The 21254-nt window shown below is 52.5% G+C and carries 19 protein-coding genes; 18 read left to right on the forward strand and 1 reads right to left on the reverse strand.

Translation table 11 applies throughout. The features are described from left to right. Window positions 1-7 precede the first annotated feature (7 nt). The 15 genes from V5G20_RS10940 (at window position 8) to ltrA (ending at window position 17929) form a co-directional block, all read left to right on the forward strand. Window positions 8-1933 carry a stage V sporulation protein D gene (locus V5G20_RS10940; protein WP_024984202.1) on the forward strand — a complete coding sequence of 642 codons (1926 nt, stop codon included), beginning with the start codon at window positions 8-10 and terminating at the stop codon, window positions 1931-1933. A 119-nt stretch (window positions 1934-2052) separates the two neighbouring features. After that, entirely contained in the window at window positions 2053-3531 is a 1479-nt protein-coding gene (locus V5G20_RS10945; protein WP_031932812.1) for a UDP-N-acetylmuramoyl-L-alanyl-D-glutamate--2,6-diaminopimelate ligase, read from the forward strand. Window positions 3532-3574: 43 nt separating this feature from the next. After that, a complete protein-coding gene (mraY, locus tag V5G20_RS10950) occupies window positions 3575-4546 on the forward strand; it encodes a phospho-N-acetylmuramoyl-pentapeptide-transferase (RefSeq protein WP_003386259.1) in 972 nt (323 codons plus the stop codon). Then, window positions 4543-5907: a UDP-N-acetylmuramoyl-L-alanine--D-glutamate ligase gene (gene murD / locus V5G20_RS10955; protein ID WP_003386258.1), complete on the forward strand. Its 1365-nt coding sequence runs from the start codon at window positions 4543-4545 to the stop codon at window positions 5905-5907. The genes mraY and murD overlap by 4 nt, the downstream gene beginning before the upstream one ends. Before the next feature lie 73 nt (window positions 5908-5980). Further along, on the forward strand, window positions 5981-7075 hold the full coding sequence (gene spoVE / locus V5G20_RS10960) for a stage V sporulation protein E (protein WP_003386257.1): 1095 nt from the start codon (window positions 5981-5983) through the stop codon (window positions 7073-7075). A gap of 38 nt (window positions 7076-7113) precedes the next feature. Further along, complete coding sequence (gene murG, locus V5G20_RS10965) at window positions 7114-8211, forward strand: undecaprenyldiphospho-muramoylpentapeptide beta-N-acetylglucosaminyltransferase (protein WP_003386256.1); 1098 nt, start codon at window positions 7114-7116, stop codon at window positions 8209-8211. 110 nt (window positions 8212-8321) lie between these two features. Continuing rightward, complete coding sequence (murB, locus tag V5G20_RS10970) at window positions 8322-9227, forward strand: UDP-N-acetylmuramate dehydrogenase (RefSeq protein ID WP_003386255.1); 906 nt, start codon at window positions 8322-8324, stop codon at window positions 9225-9227. A gap of 15 nt (window positions 9228-9242) precedes the next feature. Next, window positions 9243-10499, forward strand: coding sequence for a UDP-N-acetylglucosamine 1-carboxyvinyltransferase (gene murA, locus V5G20_RS10975; protein ID WP_003386254.1), 1257 nt, complete (start codon window positions 9243-9245; stop codon window positions 10497-10499). 182 nt (window positions 10500-10681) lie between these two features. After that, a complete protein-coding gene (locus tag V5G20_RS10980; protein ID WP_003386253.1) occupies window positions 10682-11455 on the forward strand; it encodes a cell division protein FtsQ/DivIB in 774 nt (257 codons plus the stop codon). Window positions 11456-11499: 44 nt separating this feature from the next. After that, window positions 11500-12210: a DUF881 domain-containing protein gene (locus V5G20_RS10985; RefSeq protein WP_003386252.1), complete on the forward strand. Its 711-nt coding sequence runs from the start codon at window positions 11500-11502 to the stop codon at window positions 12208-12210. A gap of 18 nt (window positions 12211-12228) precedes the next feature. Beyond that, entirely contained in the window at window positions 12229-12978 is a 750-nt protein-coding gene (locus tag V5G20_RS10990) for a DUF881 domain-containing protein (protein ID WP_003386251.1), read from the forward strand. A 1-nt stretch (window position 12979) separates the two neighbouring features. Continuing rightward, window positions 12980-13327 (forward strand): small basic family protein, encoded by a 348-nt coding sequence (locus tag V5G20_RS10995; protein WP_003386249.1) that lies wholly within the window; start codon window positions 12980-12982, stop codon window positions 13325-13327. Between the two features lie 145 nt (window positions 13328-13472). After that, window positions 13473-14729 carry a cell division protein FtsA gene (gene ftsA, locus V5G20_RS11000; protein WP_338463405.1) on the forward strand — a complete coding sequence of 419 codons (1257 nt, stop codon included), beginning with the start codon at window positions 13473-13475 and terminating at the stop codon, window positions 14727-14729. Window positions 14730-14885: 156 nt separating this feature from the next. After that, window positions 14886-16037, forward strand: a complete 1152-nt coding sequence (gene ftsZ / locus V5G20_RS11005) for a cell division protein FtsZ (protein ID WP_003386245.1) — start codon at window positions 14886-14888, stop codon at window positions 16035-16037. Between the two features lie 626 nt (window positions 16038-16663). Continuing rightward, complete coding sequence (gene ltrA / locus V5G20_RS11010) at window positions 16664-17929, forward strand: group II intron reverse transcriptase/maturase (protein ID WP_024985202.1); 1266 nt, start codon at window positions 16664-16666, stop codon at window positions 17927-17929. An 85-nt stretch (window positions 17930-18014) separates the two neighbouring features. Here ltrA and V5G20_RS11015 read toward each other — a convergent pair whose 3' ends face one another. Beyond that, on the reverse strand, window positions 18015-18371 hold the full coding sequence (locus V5G20_RS11015) for a YmaF family protein (protein WP_024984197.1): 357 nt from the start codon (window positions 18369-18371) through the stop codon (window positions 18015-18017). A gap of 255 nt (window positions 18372-18626) precedes the next feature. On the opposite strand from V5G20_RS11015, the gene spoIIGA reads away from it, so the two are divergent. The 3 genes from spoIIGA to sigG all read left to right on the forward strand — a co-directional run bounded on the left by spoIIGA (window position 18627) and on the right by sigG (window position 21244). Beyond that, the gene (gene spoIIGA / locus V5G20_RS11020; RefSeq protein WP_338463406.1) at window positions 18627-19589 is read left to right on the forward strand and encodes a sigma-E processing peptidase SpoIIGA; all 963 of its coding nucleotides are present in this window, start codon (window positions 18627-18629) and stop codon (window positions 19587-19589) included. A 5-nt stretch (window positions 19590-19594) separates the two neighbouring features. Beyond that, window positions 19595-20317, forward strand: coding sequence for an RNA polymerase sporulation sigma factor SigE (gene sigE, locus V5G20_RS11025; RefSeq protein WP_003386241.1), 723 nt, complete (start codon window positions 19595-19597; stop codon window positions 20315-20317). A gap of 147 nt (window positions 20318-20464) precedes the next feature. After that, window positions 20465-21244: an RNA polymerase sporulation sigma factor SigG gene (gene sigG / locus V5G20_RS11030; RefSeq protein WP_003386240.1), complete on the forward strand. Its 780-nt coding sequence runs from the start codon at window positions 20465-20467 to the stop codon at window positions 21242-21244. Window positions 21245-21254: the final 10 nt, after the last annotated feature.

Genomic DNA, 21254 nt, shown 5'->3' on the forward strand with positions numbered 1-21254 from the left:
ACTCGCTGTGCGGGTATCCAATGTAACCGTGAGACGCCGCATTTTTGTCGCATTGGTTATCGGAATCGTGTTGTATACGGCTCTGATTACGAGGCTAGGCTACGTACAACTGGTCAAGGGGCCGGAGCTCCAGGAAAAGGCGTTGAAGCTGTGGAACCGCGACATCAAATACGAGCCGAAGCGAGGGCGCATTCTTGACCGCAATGGCAAGGAGCTGGTGACAAACATCAGCGTTCCTTCCGTGGTCGCGATTCCGGTTCAGATCAAAGACCCGCATGGGACGGCGAAGCAGCTGGCAGTATTGTTGGGCCAGCCGGAAGACGTCGTTTACAAGGGGATTATGAAGAAAGAGAGGATCAATCGCGTTCCAGGCGGCAGGAAAATTTCTGAAGAAAAAGCGCGGCAAATCCAGGAGTTGAACCTTCCGGGCATTGTCGTCGTAGAAGATTCCAAACGCTTCTACCCAAACGGGACGATGGCAGCCCATCTGTTTGGTTTTACGGGCATCGACAACCAGGGCTTGACCGGACTTGAGCGGATATACGACCAGTTCCTGCAAGGCAAAGAGGGATATGTATCCTATCTTGCCGATGCGACAGGACAAACGATGCCGGGCGGGTCAGAAGAATACGTAGCGCCGGTCGACGGGATGGATATGTACCTGACCATCGACAGTCAAATTCAGTCGTTTATCGAGCGGGAGCTGGATGAAGCGATGGTTGCATATCAGCCGGACGATGTACTTGCGATCGCAATGAACCCGAAGACAGGCGAGATTCTCGGCATGGGCAGCCGCCCAACCTACCATCCCGAAAAGTACAGGGATTATCCAAGCGAAATCTACAACCGGAACCTGCCGATCTGGAAAACGTACGAGCCCGGTTCCACCTTTAAGATCGTAACACTGGCCGCAGCTCTCAACGAAGGTGAGGTCAAGCTGGACGAAAGCTTCTTTGACCCCGGCTACATCATGGTCGCGGGCAAGCGTCTGCGCTGCTGGAAGCGGCAGGGGCACGGGCAGGAAACGATGCTCGAAGTCGTGGAAAATTCCTGCAACCCCGGCTTTGTCACCATGGGGCAACGCCTGCAAAAGGAAAGGCTGTTTGAGTACATCAAAAAATTTGGATTTGGCCAAAAGACGGGCATTGACCTGATTGGAGAAGAGAACGGTCTTTTGTTTAATCTGAATCGGGTAGGACCTGTTGAACTGGGTACGACCTCATTCGGGCAGGGGGTCTCGGTGACCCCGATCCAACAGATGGCTGCTGTTTCGGCGGCGATAAATGGCGGGAAGCTGATGAAACCGTTCGTCGCCAAGGAGTGGCGGGACAGTGTTACGCATGACATCGTCGGCCGGACGCTGCCAACGGAGGTTCGTCAGGTGATCACTCCCGAGACTTCTGAAAAAGTCCGCTACGCCCTGGAAAGTGTCGTGGCCAGAGGAACCGGAAAGAACGCGTACATCGAAGGCTACCGCGTCGGCGGAAAAACCGGTACGGCGCAAAAGGTGAGGGACGGCAGGTATGTAAACGGCGAGTACATCGTGTCTTTTATCGGCTTCGCCCCTGCAGACGATCCCCAGATACTCGTCTATTTCGCAGTCGACAACCCGAAGGCGCTCGCATTCGGCGGACTGATTGCCGCGCCCAGCGTGAAGAACATTTTGGAGTCGTCCCTGCAGCACTTGGGCGTACCCAAACGCAAGGACGGGATCGAAAGGGAAGTAAACAGGGCGCTTGGCGACAAGAACTACCTGGAGGTGCCGCAGATGGTGGGGCTCTCCATGCGCGAGGTGGCAACGACCTATGATCAGCTGCCGCTCGTTGTCGAAGGCAAGGGGTCACATGTCATCCAGCAATCGCCTGCGGCCGGAGTCAAAATCGAGGAAGGCTCAAAAATTCGTATCTACCTTGGTGACAAATCAAGCGATTAGCTATAAAATGAGTATTCGGAGCGGAGCGGAAGAGGCTTGTACACAGGTGCTCACCCTCCGCTTTTGTAGAATTTGCTTGGCTTTTGTCTATAATAGGGAAAGAATGGGGTGCCAGTTTTATGTTGCTTCGGGATCTGCTTGCTCCCTTGTTGCCAGTGCATGCTACTGGGGATGACAGCATCGAAATTACAGGAATAACAGCAGATTCACGCAAAGTAAAGCCCGGCTTTTTATTTGTCTGTTTGACTGGCTTTACCGTGGATGGACATACGTTTGCAGCGCAGGCGGTGGAAAAGGGAGCCGTGGCTGTGTTGGCTCAAAAGGATGTGGACGTGCCAGCAACCATTGTTCGGGTTCCTGATACCCGTCGGGCAATGGCGATGCTGGCTGACCGCTTTTACGGGTCCCCGACGCGTGAATTGAAGGTGATCGCGGTTACGGGTACCAATGGAAAAACGACCACGACCCATCTGATCGACAAGATTTTATCTGATCAGCAGAAGCGTACCGGTTTGATCGGCACCATTCACATGAGAATCGGCAATGTCACCGAGGAAGTAAAAAACACGACGCCGGATGCGCTGGAGCTGCAGGAAAGCTTTCGCCGCATGCGCGATATCGATACGGAGTACGCCATTATCGAAGCGTCTTCCCATGCGCTGGAGCTGGGCCGCGTCCGCGGTTGCAATGTACATACAGCCGTCTTTACCAACTTGACGCAGGATCATCTCGATTACCACAAGACCATGGAGAATTACCGCCACGCCAAGTCGCTTTTGTTCGCCCAACTGGGCAATGAATACGATCCGCAGCGGATGAAAACAGCCGTGCTGAATGCGGATGACGAGGCGTCCGGCTTTTTTGCCACCGTCACACCGGCCAGGGTCATCACGTACGGTATTGACAACCCTGCTGACATCAGAGCGGTGGACATTGAGATCAGCACAAAAGGGACGACATTTGTCGCCCATACGTTTCAAGGCTCTGTCAAACTGTCTTTGAAGCTGATGGGCAAGTTCAACGTCTACAATGCACTGGCGGCGATGGCGGTCGGATTGGCCGAAGGAATTTCGCTAGAGGCGATCAAGTCCAGTCTCGAACAGGTGCAAGGCGTGAGTGGGCGGTTTGAGTCCGTTGATGCAGGGCAGCCTTTTGCCGTGCTCGTCGACTATTCGCACACGCCGGACAGTCTGGAAAACGCGCTTGTGACGATCAAGGAATTTGCCAAAGGAAAAGTGTTCTGCATCGTCGGCTGCGGCGGTGACCGGGATAAGACAAAGCGCCCGATTATGGCGCAAATTGCAACGAAATACGCTGATCTGACCGTCTTAACTTCAGATAACCCGAGGTCCGAGGACCCGCAGGCGATTCTCGATGACATGCTCGCCGGTCTGAAGAAAACCGCTCCACACCGTTACACTTCCATCGTGGACAGACGGGAAGCGATCGGGCATGCCGTATCCCTTGCAGTTGATGGCGATGTGATCCTGATCGCCGGAAAGGGCCATGAGACGTACCAGATCATCAAGGGCGAGGTTTTGCCTTTCGATGACCGGGAAGTGGCAAAAGAAGCTATCAGAGGGCAGAAGAACGAATAGAAGCACATATTCTTGAATAGCATCAGAGAAAGGAGGGTCGGGCATGTTCGCTGACAACGTACTCCTAGTCACGATCGTAGCCGCGTTTCTCATCGCCGTACTCATCGGTCCCTTGTTCATCCCCGTCCTGCGCCGCTTGAAATTTGGGCAGGCGATCCGGGAGGAAGGACCACAATCCCATCAGAAAAAAGCAGGGACCCCCACGATGGGGGGGACCATCATTTTGTTGGCACTCATATTCACTGTGCTTAAATTTGCCAATGCCACCATCGAAGTTCTCTTTTTGATGCTGGTCACGATTGGATACGGATTGATCGGTTTTTTGGATGACTACATCAAAATTATCAAAAAGCGCAATCTGGGACTGACTGCAAAACAAAAATTTGCCGGCCAAATCCTTTTAGCTATCGGTGCCTATTATCTTTTGCACCTGATGGGTCATGACACCTCGCTCCATTTGCCAGGCACTCCTTGGAACATTGAGCTGGGAGTATTGTACTTTCCGTTCCTTTTGTTCCTGTTGGTCGGTACCACCAATGCCGTCAATATTACAGACGGTCTCGACGGACTTTTGGCGGGGACAGGAGCGATTGCATTTGGAGCTTATGCGATCATTGCCTGGTTCAGCCAGAATTACGATACAGCCATTTTCAGCGCCTCTGTAGTCGGCGCGGTTCTCGGATTCCTCGTATTCAACGCTCATCCCGCCCGCGTGTTTATGGGCGATACCGGCTCGCTGGCGCTTGGAGGAGCGCTGGCAGGCATTGCGATCATGACCAAAACCGAACTGTTATTGGCGATCATCGGCGGCGTCTTCGTCGTTGAAACCTTGTCTGTCATCCTTCAGGTTGTTTCTTTCAAAACGAGAGGCAAGCGCATCTTCCGCATGAGTCCGCTGCACCATCACTTTGAATTGACGGGCTGGTCAGAGTGGCGCGTGGTCGTCACGTTCTGGCTGGTGGGTATTTTCTTCGCTGGATTGGGCGTCTACCTCGAGGTGGTGACTCTGCGATGAACAACTATCAAAATCAGCACGTCGTCGTTCTGGGCATGGCAAAGAGCGGTGTAGCGGTGGCCAAACTGCTGCACCGCTTTGGTGCGCATGTTGTCGTAAATGACCAAAAGCCGCGCGAGGAAGCGGCGGGCGCGGACGAGCTGGAAGCGCTCGGCATCGAGGTGATCTGCGGCGGCCATCCGGATGATTTGATTCACCCGGGAGTAGCGCTTGTGGTGAAAAATCCGGGGATTCGGTACGAGGCAGCGCCGGTAGCCAAAGCGATCGAGCTGGGCATTCCGGTTGTGACGGAGGTTGAGCTGGCTTACCAGGTCTCCCAGGCGCCGATTATCGGAATTACGGGGTCCAACGGGAAGACCACGACAACCACTTTGGTCGGATTGATTCTGCAGGAAGCGGGGATCGACGCTCTTACAGGGGGCAATATCGGAACCGTTTTGTGCGGCCTTGCCCAAGAAGCCCGTCCGGATCAATGGCTGGTCGCCGAGTTGAGCAGCTTTCAGCTGATGGGGACGCTTTCGTTCAAACCGAAAATCGGCGTGCTGATGAACATTTATCCGGCACATCTCGATTATCATCATACGATGGACGAGTACAAGGCAGCCAAATGGAAGCTGTTTGCCAACCAGACGTCTGACGACATCGCCATTTTGCCTTACGACCAGCCGGATGCTTGGCCTGCGGATGAGGCTTTGCGAGCATCGGTTTATTACTTCAGCAAGCAACAGCCCGTTCCGCGTGGCGTCTGTGTAGACAATGGAGTCATCGTCTACGTAGACGCAGCGGGGGAGCGGGAAGAAATTTTGCCGCTGGACAGATTGTCTGTGGCTCATTTGGACAACGCGCTGGCGGCTGCATTGGTCGGCAAGCTGGCAGGCGCGGGCAGCGAAGCAATCGCCAAGGTGCTGTCTAGCTTTGCTGGAGTAGAGCACCGGATGGAATTTGTCGGGACCGTGGCAGGAGTCAAGTACTATAATGATTCCAAGGCGACGAATTCGGAGGCTGCTTCGCGAGCGCTGCAGGCTCTGTCTGAACCGACGATCTGGATTTGCGGCGGATTGGACAGAGGTGTCACTTTTCACGACCTCATTCCGGTCATGCAGAAAAATGTCAAAGCTGTGATTGCCTTCGGCGAGACGGCACCGATATTGCTGGCTCGAGCCAAAGAAGCAGGAATCAACAGGCTGATCCATGTCGATACTGTGGAAAAAGCCGTTATTGCCGCTTCCGAGGCAGCCGTGCCGGGTGACGTTGTCCTGCTGAGTCCGGCATGCGCGAGTTGGGATATGTTTCCTTCATTTGAGGTGAGGGGGAGCATGTTTAAGGACGTTGTGCATAGACTTAAAACAAGCCTAGCATAACGCCTTGTCCCTGCACGGTCTCACCAAATGACTATCATCTCGGGACGGCGTGAGAAAGGAATGACTTTGCACGATGAGCAAGGTACGCTCTGCCCCCGATTTCATGATTATTTTTGCAACACTTTTTTTATTAGGAATTGGCATCGTGATGGTGTACAGCGCAAGTGCCATCGTTGCAACAAGAGCGCCCTTCAACGATCCGTATTTTTTTGCCAAGCGTCAGTTGATCTTTGCTTTGCTCGGGATCACCTCGATGTATTTGATGATGAATATCGACTACTGGGTATGGAAGCAGTGGGCCAAGCTCGGCTTCATGATCAGCATCGGCCTTTTGATCGTCGTTCTGATCATCGGGATTGAGGTAAATGGTTCAAAAAGCTGGCTTGGTCTGGGAGCGTTCGGGATTCAACCGGGCGAGTTTGCCAAGCTGGGTGTCGTCGCCTTCCTGGCGCGCTGGCTGGCAGACAATCAAAAACAGATCGTGCTGTTTCGGACAGGTTTGGCCCCGGCACTGGCGATCCCTGTTGTCTGTTTTGGCTTGATCATGCTGCAGCCGGACCTTGGCACAGGGACTGTACTGATGGGGACGGCGGTCATGATGATTTTCGCCGCAGGAGCCAGGATCAGCCATTTTGTCGGCCTCGGCTTGATTGGTGTCGCCGGTTTTGTCGGGCTCGTGCTGTCGGCTCCTTACCGGATCAAACGGATCACATCGTTCCTCGATCCCTGGCAGGACCCGCTGGGCACAGGCTATCAAATCATTCAATCGCTTTATGCGATCGGCCCCGGCGGCTTGTTCGGCCTTGGGCTCGGACAGAGCAGACAAAAGCATTTCTATCTGCCGGAGCCTTATAATGACTTTATTTTCTCGGTCATCGCCGAGGAGCTTGGTTTCATCGGCGGGACACTGGTGCTGCTCGTATTCCTTCTGCTTCTGTGGCGAGGCATGCGCACGGCCATTACGGCGCCCGATCTGTTCGGCAGCCTGCTGGCGCTCGGGATTATCGGCATGATCGCCATTCAGGTCGTGATCAACGTCGGCGTCGTTACCGGCATGTTTCCGGTTACCGGAATCACCTTGCCTTTTCTCAGCTACGGCGGGTCATCGCTGACGCTGATGCTTACAGGGGTAGGGGTATTACTAAACATTTCGCGTTTTTCCAGATGAAGAGGGGAAAACGGCAAACTTGGGTGAAGGTGATTACTATGCGTGTTGTCCTCACGGGTGGAGGCACAGGTGGACATATTTATCCGGCGCTTGCGGTGGCGAAAGAAATTTCTCGCCAACAGCCGCAGGCTGCCTTTTTGTACATAGGCAGTAAAAAAGGCTTGGAAGCACAGCTCGTTCCACGGACGGACATTCCGTTTCAATCAGTCGAGATCGCTGGTCTGAAGCGGAAGCTGACTTTCGATAACGTAAAAACACTGTGGAAATTCATCCAGGCTGTCTCTTTATCCAAACGGATGCTGCGCGAGTTCCGGCCTGATGTTGTCATCGGCACGGGCGGGTATGTGTGCGGCCCGGTTGTCTATGCTGCGGCTCGTCTCGGGATTCCTACGGTGATTCATGAACAAAATGTCGTACCGGGTTTGACAAACAAGTTTTTGGCCCGTTATGTCGATCGCGTAGCTGTCTCGTTTGAGGAGTCGCTTTCGTTTTTTCCTGCGGGAAAAACAGTGCTGACCGGCAATCCTCGGGCCACCGAGGTGATGCATGGAGATCCGCGGGCGGGAAGAGCTTTTCTCGGTGTAGGCGAGGACAAGCGTGTGGTGCTGATTTTTGGCGGAAGCCGCGGAGCAAGAGCGATCAATGAGGCGACGTTGGCCATTGTACCGCGCATGCAGGAGTTTCCCCGCACCCATTTTGTCTACGTGACAGGTGACGTTCACTACGATTCCATTTCGGCTGCATTGAAAGAAAAAGGGGAGCAGCCCCGCAACCTTTCCGTCTATCCGTTCGTCCACAATATGCCGGACTTGCTTGCAGCCGCCCACTTGATGGTAGGCCGTGCCGGGGCATCAAGCCTGGCTGAGCTGACAGCGTTGGGCGTGCCCTCCATACTGGTTCCGAGTCCGTACGTTACCAACAACCATCAGGAAAAAAATGCGCGCGGACTGGAGAAGCAAGGAGCTTCCATCGTTATTTTGGAAAACGAGCTTAGCGGAGAGAGGCTGTTGGAATCCCTTTCTGCCATTTTGGGAAGCGAGGAGCGGTGGGCTGCGATGCAAAAGAGCTCTCGCCAGCTTGGAATGCCTGATGCCGCAACGAAAATCTATCAGGTGCTAGGGGAGCTTAAAAGGTAGAAGGGTCTTTTTTGGGCGACTGTCACGCCAATATGGGCGATCGCATAGTATGGAGCAAACACGTGATAAGGCCTAGGTCCGACCTAGCATGTGTATCAGGAGGTTCACAAATGAAGCAGATCATAGATGAATTGAGGCAGGCGGATATTGGAAAAGTGTGGACCGATGAACCTCTCGCCAATCATACCACTTGGCGGATTGGGGGTCCTGCTGATTTGTTAATCCAGCCCAAGGATAAGTCAGCGTTGTTGACAGCCTTGAAAATCATCCATCGTCATGATATTCCTTGGAGTGTAATCGGGCGCGGCTCCAACCTTCTGGTGAGGGACGGAGGGATACGCGGAGCCGTGCTCAAGGTGGCTGAGGGCTTGAGTCACTGCGAATTCAGGGGCGAAGAGGTGTGTGTGGGTGCCGGATATTCCATGATCCGCCTGGCGGTGGAGGCAGGCAAAAAGGGATTAACAGGTATGGAGTTTGCGGGAGGCATTCCTGGTACAGTAGGCGGGGCCGTCTACATGAATGCGGGGGCGCACGGATCGGATTTGTCACGTATTATCAAAGAAGCCGAAATCCTCTTTGATGATGGTGAAGTCAAAGTGTTGAACAACGAAGAACTGAGCTTCAGCTATCGGACGTCCCTTTTGCAAAAGCGCAAGGGAGTTGTTTTGGAAGCCCGCTTTGGGCTGCGCCAGGGCGACCGCCGAGAAATAGCTGCTACACTGGCAGCCAACAAGGAGCGGCGCCGCATCACGCAGCCGTTGCAAATGCCTTGTGCCGGAAGTGTTTTTCGCAATCCGCCTGGAGACCACGCCGGCCGTCTGATCGAGGCTGCAGGCCTGAAAGGATTTCATTACGGGGGAGCTCAGGTTTCCGAGATTCACGCCAATTTTATCGTCAATCGGGGAGGCGCTACGGCTACCGACGTCCTCACCTTGATTACGCACATCCGCTGCACGATCAAAGAAAAGTTTGGCGTTGATTTGCATCCGGAGGTGTTGGTGGTGGGCGAGGGGTAACACGGAGGTGAAAGTTTGGATACTTTTGCGATCGAAGGCGGAAGACCTCTGTCTGGTTCGCTTCGGGTCCAAGGAGCCAAGAATGCTGCCCTTCCCATCCTCGCCGCGTCGATTCTCGCGGAAGGGCAATTTTATATCTATGATGTTCCCCACCTCAAAGACATCGAGGTGATGCTGAAAATCTTAACTGCACTGGGAGCCAGGACAAAGCATGCGGACGGAAGTGTCGATCTGGATACGACCTCAGTTTCCGTGTCGCATGTCCCTGATGATCTGATGGGTCAAATGCGTTCTTCGATCTTTTTGGCCGGACCGCTTCTGGCACGTTTGGGCGAGGTGACCATCTCCCGGCCAGGCGGCTGTTTGATTGGAGAGCGGCGGATCGACTTGCATCTGGCCGGCTTGACAGCGCTGGGAGCAAAAATCGAGGAAGCAGAGGGCTATATTACGTTTCGGGCAGATCAATTGTATGGCACCAACATCTTTCTCTCTTTCCCGAGTGTGGGGGCAACAGAAAACATCATGATGGCTGCTGTATTGGCCAAGGGAACGACACGTATCTGCAATGCCGCCAGGGAACCGGAAATTGTCGATTTGCAAAACTTCCTGAACGCCATGGGTGCACGCATCTGCGGCGCCGGAACGGATACGATCGAGATCAACGGCGTTACCAGGCTGCGTCCAGTCAGCTATCGGATCATCCCCGATCGGATCGTAGCGGGCACTCATCTCCTGGCGGTCGGAGTGTCAAAGGGACACATTGAACTGACCAATATCATCCCCGAGCATCTCACCGCATTAATTGAGGTCGCCCGTAGCTGTGGTGTTGAAATCAAGACCTACCATGATATAATGGAAGTCAAGAGCACAGGCAACCCGCTTGCCTACGAACGGATAATTACCTCTCCGTTCCCCGGTTTTCCGACCGATTTGCAAGCGCAGTTGATGGTGTTCTTGGCACAGGCAACAGGAACAAGTGTGATCAAGGAGACGATTTTTGAAGGAAGATTCAAACATGTGAACGAATTGGCGCGAATGGGCGCCTCCATTTACGTCGACCTGGGTTCCGCGATTATCCGCGGCGGAAACAAACTGTCAGGTACGAGTGTTGAGGCAAGTGACCTGCGGGCAGGTGCCGCACTTGTTCTGGCGGGATTGGCGGCGGAAGGCACGACCACGGTATCACAGATTCATCATATCGACCGTGGTTACGAACGGCTGGAGCTGCAGCTGCAGCAGCTGGGTGCCCGCATTTCCCGCGTGTCGATATAGACAAGAAGAAAGTGAGCGGCATATGCTATGCCGCTTTCCCTGTTTTGTATGGTGGCAGTTATTTATAGGATTGCCATTATTTGTGAGGTGATTTGCCGGAAAGCAGGTCTCCTTGGATACGGAAAAATCGTGTATCAGTGCTCGGCGCGTGACACGCTAGCGTAGTGAGGAAGGGTTGAGTCATGGCGGTAATCGAAGAACGCATTCCGCACGTTAAAGAGCAGCGTCCGCGGCGCAAAGGAAATCGCAAGCTGGTTGTTTTGCTCGTCCTGTTTTTTTTGATCGTATTGATCGTCTTGTTCATCCGCTCGCCGTACAGCAAGGTTCAGGAAATTCAGGTGTATGGAAACGACATGTACACGAGCGAGGAGATCATCGCTCATTCCGGTTTGACACTTGGCATGCAGTTTTTGAATGTGTGGGAAAGCCAGGTGCAAAAAGCGAGCAAGCCTTTGGAAGGGGTGAAAACCATCTCTGTGGAACGATCCTTTCCCGGCGTAATTCGCTTGCATGTAACCGAATTCAAACGTGTGGCGTTTTGGAATGGACAGGATGGCAGCAGGGCTCCGCTCCTGGAGAACGGGAAAGTGCTCAGACAGGTGGATTTTTCCAAACGGATGGTGGACAGGCCGCTAATCAGTTCATGGCCAAATCCCGAAATGCTTCCGGACTTGGCAAAAGCGCTGGCGAAGCTGTCCCCTGCAGTATTGGGGGAGATTTCCGATATCGCCCTGACGCCGACGATTTATGACAATCAGCGGGTCACTCTGTTCATGAGGGACGGAAACGAGGTCAGGAGTGTCGTGTACAAGCTGGATACTATGCTGAACTGGTATCCGACAATCGTGCAGGAGCTGCCAAAAGGGGTAAAAGGGGTTCTTTCGCTGTTTGAGCAGCCATGGTTCGTACCGTATTCGAATCCTGGGGCGCCCATTCAGCTTCCTGCCGGTGGGTAATAGCCCCAATCGTTTTAAGTATGGGTAAAAGGGGTAGCTGCAAAATGGGTCGTCGTCATAAATTTAACTTGTACCTCACTCTCGTCACTTTTTGTACGGGTTTTCTTGTGGCAACTTCGGTCGAGACGACCAAGCTGTTGCAACGGGAACGCTTGAACGACCAGCAATTTCAGCAAGAGACGCAATTAACCGAGCGTATTCTGGCTGAAAAGGAGCAAAACCGGCACCTGGAGAACCAGCTGCTCGATTTGCAGCGGCAGGTCGGAAAGATCGAGGAGGCGATGGCGCAGCGAAAATCGGAAGGCGCGAGCATACTCAGTCAGCTCGAGGCAGCGAGGATGATGGCCGGGGTTGTACCCGTAGAAGGACCAGGGCTCGTTGTAACCATGCAGGACAGTCAAAATGCCGGAAGCAGCATGGACGTCGCGAATTACATCGTTCATGAACAGGACGTACGGCTGGTTGTAAACGAGCTGCGTGCCGCCGGTGCTGAGGCGATCAGCATCAACGGGCAACGGCTGGTCAGCAATTCGGCCATTCGCTGCGTAGGTCCGACCATTATTGTAAACGGGATCAAGTCGGCGGCGCCTTTCGTCATCTCCGCGATCGGAGAGCCAAATACGCTGGAGGCGGCCTTGAATCTCCCGGGCGGCGTAATCCAAACGCTGCAAGACTTTGTACAGATTGATGTTTCAAAAAAAGAAAAAATCAAACTGCCAGCTTATGTAGGTGACGCCAAGACCAAACATTCCTAGGTGAAGGAAGCGTTTCTCATGTTGCAAAAAAGCCGTAAAATCACATTTATTCTTGCCATTATTAGTGCTATCATAGGGGTTATGTTGACCGTACAGCTCAGAAGCAGCCTTCATCCGGCACATAAGGAATCACGCAGTATAGCGGAATTGCGGACGTCGCTTCAGAAAGAGCTGGAGAAGCACAAAAATCTTCTGGCTGACATCTCCAAATACAATCAGCTTTACTATCAGTATGAGACCGCCCTCAATGAGGATGAGAGCCTTTCTGTCATGAAAGAAGAGCTGGCGAGAAACCGGAAAATGGCGGGAATGGTCAGCGTGGAAGGCGAGGGGATCATACTTCGGGTCGTTGATGCCCAGGTGAATCCTGCGGAAGCGGGCCTCGACGGAGGGATGACTGAGCCGGTAATCGGAGGCTATACGATTGACGATGAAGACCTCAGATGGCTCGTCAATATTCTCTTTGCCAACGGTTCTCAGGCAGTGTCCATCAATGGGCATCGAATGGTGGCAACGACACCGATCCGTTATGTCGGCAATGCGATTCAGATTGATACCAGGACGATTCAGCCGCCTTACGAACTGAAAGCGCTCGGGGAGCCGGACGTGCTGCTGTCGGCGCTCAAGCTGGAGGGTGTGGAAGAAAACTTTCGTCTGGCCAACAAGGAGATTATCGCAGAGAAGCGGGACAAGCTGATCATACCGGCTAATCGGGAGCAGCGCCCCATCCAATACATGAAACCAGTCAAAGAAAAAGGAGAATCCTGACATGTGGCTCCCGCTTATCGGACTCATCGTTGGCATCGCTGTCGGATTTATGCTGGATTGGCGCGTGCCTCAAGAATACAGCAGCTATTTGTCTATCGCCCTTCTGGCTGGTCTGGACACGATTTTCGGGGGAATCCGTTCCTATCTGGAACGCACGTTTAATGTTCGCGTTTTTATGTCCGGTTTTTTCTTCAATACGCTGTTTGCGGCCGGACTGGCATTTATCGGAGGCTTTCTCGGCATCGACCTCTACCTTGCCGCGATTGTTGCTTTCGGCGTGCGTTTGTTTAACAATTTGGCGGTGATTCGTCGGATAGTCCTATCCCGTTGGATTAACCAGCAGGAATAGAGAATCACTCGAAATTGGGAAGAAGGTCATATTTTTACAAAAATTCATGATCAAAAAAAGGGAATGGTAGTCCTGTGTTGAATAAATTACGCAGATGTATTCACATTATGACGACAAAAGACGTAGCAAGGGAGGTGTCACAGGTTTGGTAAGCAATGAACTCATCGTCAGCCTAGATATTGGAACTTCCAAAGTTCGCGTCATGATCGGCGAAGTAAACAACGGTTCCATCAACATCATCGGAGTCGGACAGGCACACTCGGAGGGTATCAAGAAGGGTGTGATCGTCGACATCGACCAAACTGTGCATGCCATCCGGGAAGCTGTTGACCATGCTGAACGCATGGTTGGGGTATCGATTGATGAAGTATACGTCGGTATCACAGGAAACCACATTGAGCTGCATGAAACCCAAGGGGTTGTCGCTGTATCCAGCGAAGACCGTGAAATACGAGATGAAGACATCCAGCGAGTTATTCAGGCAGCAAAAGTTGTTGCCATACCGCCTGACCGGGAGATCATTGAAGTCGTTCCGAAAGAGTATATCGTCGACGGGCAGGGCAGCATAAAGGACCCGAGAGGGATGATTGGTGTCCGTCTGGAAATGGAAGGCATGATCGTCACAGGCTCGAAAACTGTCGTACATAATATCGTTCGTTGCACGGAACGGACAAATCTTCGCGTAGCCGGAATTTTTCTGCAACCGCTAGCCTCGAGCACGGTAGCTCTTTCCAAGGATGACAAAAATATGGGGGTCGTTCTGGTTGACATCGGTGCGGGTTCTACCACCATCGGTGTATTTGAGCAGGGAAAACTGGCAGCAACGACCGTGATTGGCATCGGGGGCGACCATATTACCAACGACATCGCTTTAGGACTTCGGACCCATACGGATGTAGCTGAACGCGTGAAGACGAAAAATGGTTGCGCTCTGATCGACGAAGCGTCGGAGGATGTAAAATTCAAGGTAACCCGTATTGGCAGTGATGTGGAAAAACAGTTTACTCAGGTGGATTTAGCCAATATCATTGAACCGCGTGCAGCGGAGATTTTTAACCTCGTGGAAGATGCGGTCTACAAGCTGGGTTTCCATGATGAGGTTGCCGGCGGATACGTATTGACTGGCGGAACGGTTGCGATGCCAGGCATGCTGGAGTTGGCAAAGGAAGAACTGGATGCGCCGGTGCGCGTCGCGATTCCTGATTATATCGGGGTTCGAGACCCCGCCTATACAACAGGCGTGGGTTTGATACAGTACGCTCTGCACCAGTTGGAGCGTCGCAGCGTGCGTACAGCTCCTCCGTCGTTTAAAGGCGGGCCGAAGCCTGCAGCCGTTTCCAAGCCGAAAGAAGGCGGCGGTTTGATGGAAAAAGTGAAAAACTGGTTCAGCGAGTTTATATAACCGCCTGTAACCTCAAGACTCCGAATACGGTGAATCGGCTGATGTTTACGAACATTGCCCGCGGGGAAGTAGTCACTTGCGGGCGATGAACCGCACAACCAACCGGCTTCACCACACAGAAGCTTTTCTCATGTTGAATTGGGGAGGACTAGCAAGATGCTGGAATTTGATATGGACATGGAATCCTATGCGCGAATTAAAGTGATTGGTTGCGGCGGTGGCGGTAGCAACGCGGTTAACCGTATGATTGCCGGAGGTTTAAGAGGAGTAGAATTTATCACTCTGAACACTGACGCGCAAGCTTTGCAACTCTCCAGTGCTGATATCAAGCTGCAGATCGGAGAAAAACTGACTCGAGGACTGGGAGCAGGGGCAAATCCGGAAATCGGAAAAAAAGCCGCTGAAGAAAGTGCCGATCTGATCGAGCAAGCCCTGCGTGGGGCTGACATGGTATTTGTAACGGCTGGAATGGGCGGCGGTACCGGTACCGGTGCGGCTCCTGTCGTAGCTGAAATTGCCAAAGAGCTGGGCGCTCTGACAGTCGGGGTCGTAACTCGTCCGTTTTCGTTTGAAGGACGGAAGCGTTCTACACAAGGCGAGCAAGGGATCGCTGCGTTGAAGGAAAAAGTCGATACGTTGATCGTCATCCCGAATGACCGCCTGTTGGAAATCGTGGATAAAAATACACCGATGCTGGAGGCGTTCCGTGAAGCGGACAACATCCTGCGTCAAGGTGTGCAAGGGATATCGGACTTGATTGCTACTCCAGGTTTGATCAACCTGGACTTTGCTGACGTTAAAACGATCATGACCGAGCGCGGTTCCGCTTTGATGGGGATTGGCGAAGGCAGCGGCGAAAACAGAGCGGCTGAGGCGGCTCGCCGTGCCATTTCCAGTCCACTGCTGGAATCATCCATCGATGGTGCCCGCGGGGTTCTGATGAACATCACGGGAGGGACAAACCTCAGCTTGTACGAGGTAAACGAAGCGGCAGACATCGTTTCATCTGCGGCTGATCCGGATGTAAACATGATTTTCGGTGCGGTCATCAACGAGGATTTGAAAAACGAGATCGTTGTAACGGTAATCGCTACCGGCTTTGAAGACTACCAGCGGCAAAACACAAGCACTGGACAGCGCCGGGTGCAACAGCCTGTTCAGACAGGCAACCGCCCGACACCTATCTCCAATACGGGAGCGAGCCGTGCGAAGGAAGAGGAAGAAGAGAAGTCTTTCTTCTCGATGAGCAATTTGGACAATCTGGACATTCCTGCCTTCCTGCGCAACCGTCGCCGCAACAAAAAGTAAATTCGCGTTTTGGCAAAAATATGACCATTAGAAAAACCTTGTTCCATGACGGAGCAAGGTTTTTTGTTTTGGTGCGCCCAGCATGGGCGATAGCTATAGGGTGAAAGTCCCGAACGGGGGTTGGCTGTACCAACCGTTAGCTCAAGGCAAGGGTGTCGACCGCGAGGTCGAATCTGAAGGAAGCCGGCGGCAAAATCCCGACCTGAGGTACACGAACCCAATTTGAGGCTGTTGTATCCGGGCGAGTCTGCCAAACAAGACAAAGCCCCATACAGCCAAGGGATACAGTAGTAAACTTGGGCAGGTACATGGGATGAAAGTTATCGTTCTTACCTGGGGAGGTCTGCATGAAACGCCTTCAACTGTTGGTAACCGTCTCCGTAAGGAGACGCTGAACATGCAGAAGTCAGCAGAGGCCATAGTACCCGAGTAGAGGACGCTTGAATGGGGAAGGGCCGAACATCAAGTCAGCATGCGATCCATGTCTTTTGATACGGTACGTCGAAGCAGAATTCTGTCAAGGAACTACTTTTGAAGAGCAGGGGTGAAGCCCCGAGGGTACAAAAGAGGGCTGAGTATCGTACAGCAAGCACGGAGTCCGCATGTGCGAAGGAAGGAACATCATTATGGATTTGCTGGAAAAAGTCTTATCACGGGAAAACTTACGGATGGCACTCCAACGAGTGGAGGAAAACAAAGGTGTCGGTGGAGTCGATGGTGTTTCAACCGAACAACTACGCGATTATCTACGTGAACACTGGCAAGCCATCCGCGAGAAGATGGAAAGGGGAACCTATAGACCTTCACCTGTTCGCAGAGTCGAAATCCCGAAACCTGACGGTGGTGTAAGGTTATTAGGCATTCCCACCGTGGTAGACCGCTTTATTCAGCAGGCCATCCTCCAAGTGTTAACGCCGATCTTCGACCCCACCTTCTCGGAATCTAGCTATGGGTTCCGTCCAAAACGTAGCGCTCACATGGCAGTAAGGAAAGCGCAAGCGTATATCTCCGAAGGATATCGTTTCGTGGTGGACATCGATCTAGAGAAATTCTTTGATCGCGTAAATCATGATATTCTAATGAGCCGTGTGGCTCGAAAAGTTCAGGACAAGAGAATTTTAAGACTGATTCGTTCCTACTTGAATGCGGGGATCATGATAAATGGCGTCTGTACAACATCAAGTGAAGGAACACCGCAAGGTGGGCCGTTAAGCCCACTTTTGGCAAATATCCTACTTGATGATTTGGACAAGGAACTCGAAAAGAGAGGCCACCGTTTCTGCCGCTACGCAGACGATTGTAATATCTACGTGAAAACAAAACGGGCAGGGGAACGAGTAAAGAAGAGTATTCAAAACCACTTGGAGAAGGTACTAAGGCTAAAAGTAAATGAGGAGAAAAGCGCGATAGACCGACCATGGAAACGAAAATTCTTGGGCTTTAGTTTTACCTTTGCAAAACAGACAAGGATTCGCATCCACCCCAAATCCCTCCTCAAGCTAAAAGAGAAAATCCGCACGATCACGAATCCGGTGTGGAGCATCTCGATGGAGAAGCGGATTGAAAGAATAAATCAGTACCTCATGGGCTGGATTGGATATTTCGCCCTTGCAGACGCGAAGGGCATTCTACAATCCATTGAGGAATGGACAAGGCGCAGGCTCCGTCTTTGTTTGTGGATGCAGTGGAAACGCGTGAGAACCAGATATCGAGAACTTCGTTCTCTTGGCATATCTCACGTAAAAGCCATTGAAATTGCAAATACCCGCAAGGGTGCATGGCGTACCACAAAGTCTCCGCATATACACAAAGCCCTCGGCATTGCCTACTGGCAACAACAAGGGCTGAAAAGCTTAGTGCAACGATATTCTCAAATTCGTCAAGCTTGGTGAACCGCCGTATACCGAACGGTACGTACGGTGGTGTGAGAGGACGGGGGTTAGTCGCCCCCTCCTACTCGATCGTGCGTGGCGTTATTTATCCATAGTCTTTTCCGGTTCTTCCCCGGTACGAATGTGTATGGCCGTCGTCAAATGTCGTTACGCCAGAAAAATCGTGGTAATGTCCTCCACCGGGAAGTGGGATCGGAGGGCCGGTCCATCCGCGGAAGCGGTGAACATGCCCGTCATCATAGGAGGTGACGCCTTCATAGTAATGCAAATGTCCTCTCCCTGTTCCTTGATAGGGAGGGGAGGTTCGGCCTCGGACTTCATGGCGATGACGGTCGTCTACACTTGTCAGTGTGGAATAAGAGTGGATATGACCCGGGATATCGCCAAAGCGGATAAAGTCGATGGCATGGCTGTGAGAGGACTGCTTGTTTTTTCTGCTCAAATGGAAGCTCCCTGCCTCTCTGATGGGTTTTATACATCAGATGCTGAGAGCGCTGTTTCGGAACCGGGGATTCACCCAGAGGACCCAAAATCTTCTACAAAAAATCCGAAAAAACACGGTCAAGAATTGACAGACTTTACATACACATTGATATATACTGGCCTTGGTCGGAAGGGATAGCGGCCAGAGATAGGTACGACCCTCCGGGGAGGCCGGGAGCGGCCTGGTCTTTTCGGGATCGGGGGTGATAGCGGAGTGATCGTCTATCTCGATATCATTCTACTCCTCAACTTTGCCATTGATACCTTGCTGCTTTGGTTTACGGCATATTTTCGCAAAGAGCGGGTGCGGTGGTGGCGGATTTCTCTGGCATCTTTGTTTGGGTCAACCTATCTGGCCTTCTTCTTTTTCCCAGCTTTTGCACCGATGTATCAGTGGGCTGTAAAATTGCTGTTTTCCGTCATCATGCTCTGGATTGCCTTTGGCCGAAGGAGGCTGCTCGGTTTTTTGCATAATTTGGTCATCTTTTACTTTGTGGCCTTTGTCTTCGGCGGGGGAGTGTTTGGACTCCAGTATTTTCTTTCGACACAAAGCGAGGTCGTAAATGGACTGGTCACTGTCCACAACGACGGTTTCGGCGTCGGCTTCACGCCTACTCTCGGCATCCTCTTGGCCGGCTTCGTGCTCGTTTTCTTCCTAAGCAGGCAAAGCTATGGGGCTATTTCGCAGCCGCGACGAATCGAAGCCTTTCTCGCAGAGGTAAGGGTGAAGCTCGCCGGTGAAACCGTCTTGTGCAGAGGTTTGGTCGACACGGGAAACCAGCTGCATGAGCCGATTACCCGTACGCCTGTCATGATTTTGGAGAGCAGTCTGCTAGCCCACATCCTGCCGGAAGCTCTCGCCACGCTTATCGAAAAAAGCGAAGGAGCCGTCAATCAGATGGACGGTGTGTGGGAGGAGCTGCCGCCTTCGTGGCAGTCTCGTCTTCGGCTCGTTCCATATCGCAGCGTTTCCAGCGGGATGAGCTTTCTGATCGCGCTCAAACCGGACGAAGTGCTGATCGTGCAGGACGGCAAACGCTATGTGACCGAGAAAGTACTGGTTGGTCTCAACCCGATTCCATTGGCAGCAGACGGGCAATACCAGGCCATCGTACACCCTGCGATGATAGAGACCCCTTTCCAAGAAGAATACGCAGTACGCGAACAGGAGGGCTAACGAAAATGTATGTAAAACTTCGCCTACAATTACAACTACTCTGGTACCGTTTCCTGCTGTGGACTGGTGCACGAGCCGAGGAAATTTACTACATCGGCGGAAGCGAGGCCCTTCCTCCGCCACTGACCAGAGAAGAGGAAGAGATCTTGCTTGGCAGATTGCCTTCCGGCGATCCCGCTGTACGGAGCATGCTGATTGAGAGAAACCTGAGGCTGGTCGTCTACATTGCCCGCAAATTTGAAAATACCGGGATCAACATCGAGGATCTGGTCAGCATTGGCACCATTGGGTTGATTAAGGCGGTGAACACCTTTGATCCCGAGAAAAACATCAAACTGGCTACCTATGCCTCGCGCTGTATTGAAAACGAGATTTTGATGTACCTGCGCCGAAACAACAAGATCAGGTCGGAGGTTTCTTTTGACGAACCGCTGAATATTGACTGGGATGGCAATGAGCTGCTGTTGTCGGACGTCCTCGGCACCGAAAACGACACCATTTACAAAAACATCGAGGACCAGGTAGACCGCAAGCTGTTGAAAAAAGCACTCGATAAGCTGACAGAGCGGGAGCGCGTCATCATGGAGCTGCGCTTCGGCCTCACGGGAGGCGAGGAGAAGACGCAGAAGGATGTTGCCGACCTGCTTGGCATTTCCCAGTCCTATATTTCCCGTCTGGAAAAGCGAATTATAAAACGGTTGCGAAAAGAATTCAACAAAATGGTCTAACGCATATTTTCCCAATCGAGGGAGATACTGTTCCTAAACCGTGCCAGAAAGTGGTCCCGCCACTCTCTCGTCCGGGTACGCGTCAGAACGCGGCCTTTCAAGACAACCGGGTTAGGAACTTTTTTCTTGCTTCGAGGAGGGAAAGACGTGACGCGCAATAAAGTAGAGATATGCGGGGTAGACACCTCTAAGCTTCCCGTGCTGACCAACAAGGAAATGCGGGAGCTGTTCGAACGCTTGCAGGGCGGGGAACTGCCAGCGCGGGAAAAGCTGGTCAACGGCAACCTGCGATTGGTGCTGAGTGTCATTCAGCGTTTCAACAATCGAGGAGAGTACGTTGACGATCTGTTTCAGGTAGGGTGCATTGGACTGATGAAGGCCATTGACAACTTCGATCTCGGGCAAAACGTTAAATTTTCGACCTATGCCGTGCCCATGATCATCGGGGAAATCCGCCGCTACCTGAGGGACAACAACCCGATTCGCGTTTCACGGTCTTTGCGGGATATCGCCTACAAAGCGCTGCAAGTGCGGGACAATCTGACCAACAAGCATTCGCGTGAGCCCACCATTATGGAAATTTCCCAGGAGCTCAATGTTCCCAAGGAAGACGTCGTATTCGCGCTGGATGCCATCCAGGACCCGGTTTCTCTGTTTGAACCGATCTATCAGGACGGCGGCGATCCGATCTACGTGATGGATCAGATTAGCGACGAGAAGAACAAGGACGTCATCTGGGTTGAGGAAATCGCGCTTCGTGAAGGAATGCAGCGTTTAGGCGAGAGGGAAAAAATGATTCTCTCGATGAGATTTTATGAAGGGAAGACGCAGATGGAGGTAGCCGAGGAAATCGGCATCTCGCAGGCGCAGGTCTCCCGTCTGGAAAAAGCGGCGATCGCCCATATGCAAAAACACGTGCAATCGTAACATTATCAGT

The sequence above is a fragment of the Brevibacillus borstelensis genome (assembly GCF_036700025.1).
Taxonomy (GTDB): domain Bacteria; phylum Bacillota; class Bacilli; order Brevibacillales; family Brevibacillaceae; genus Brevibacillus; species Brevibacillus borstelensis.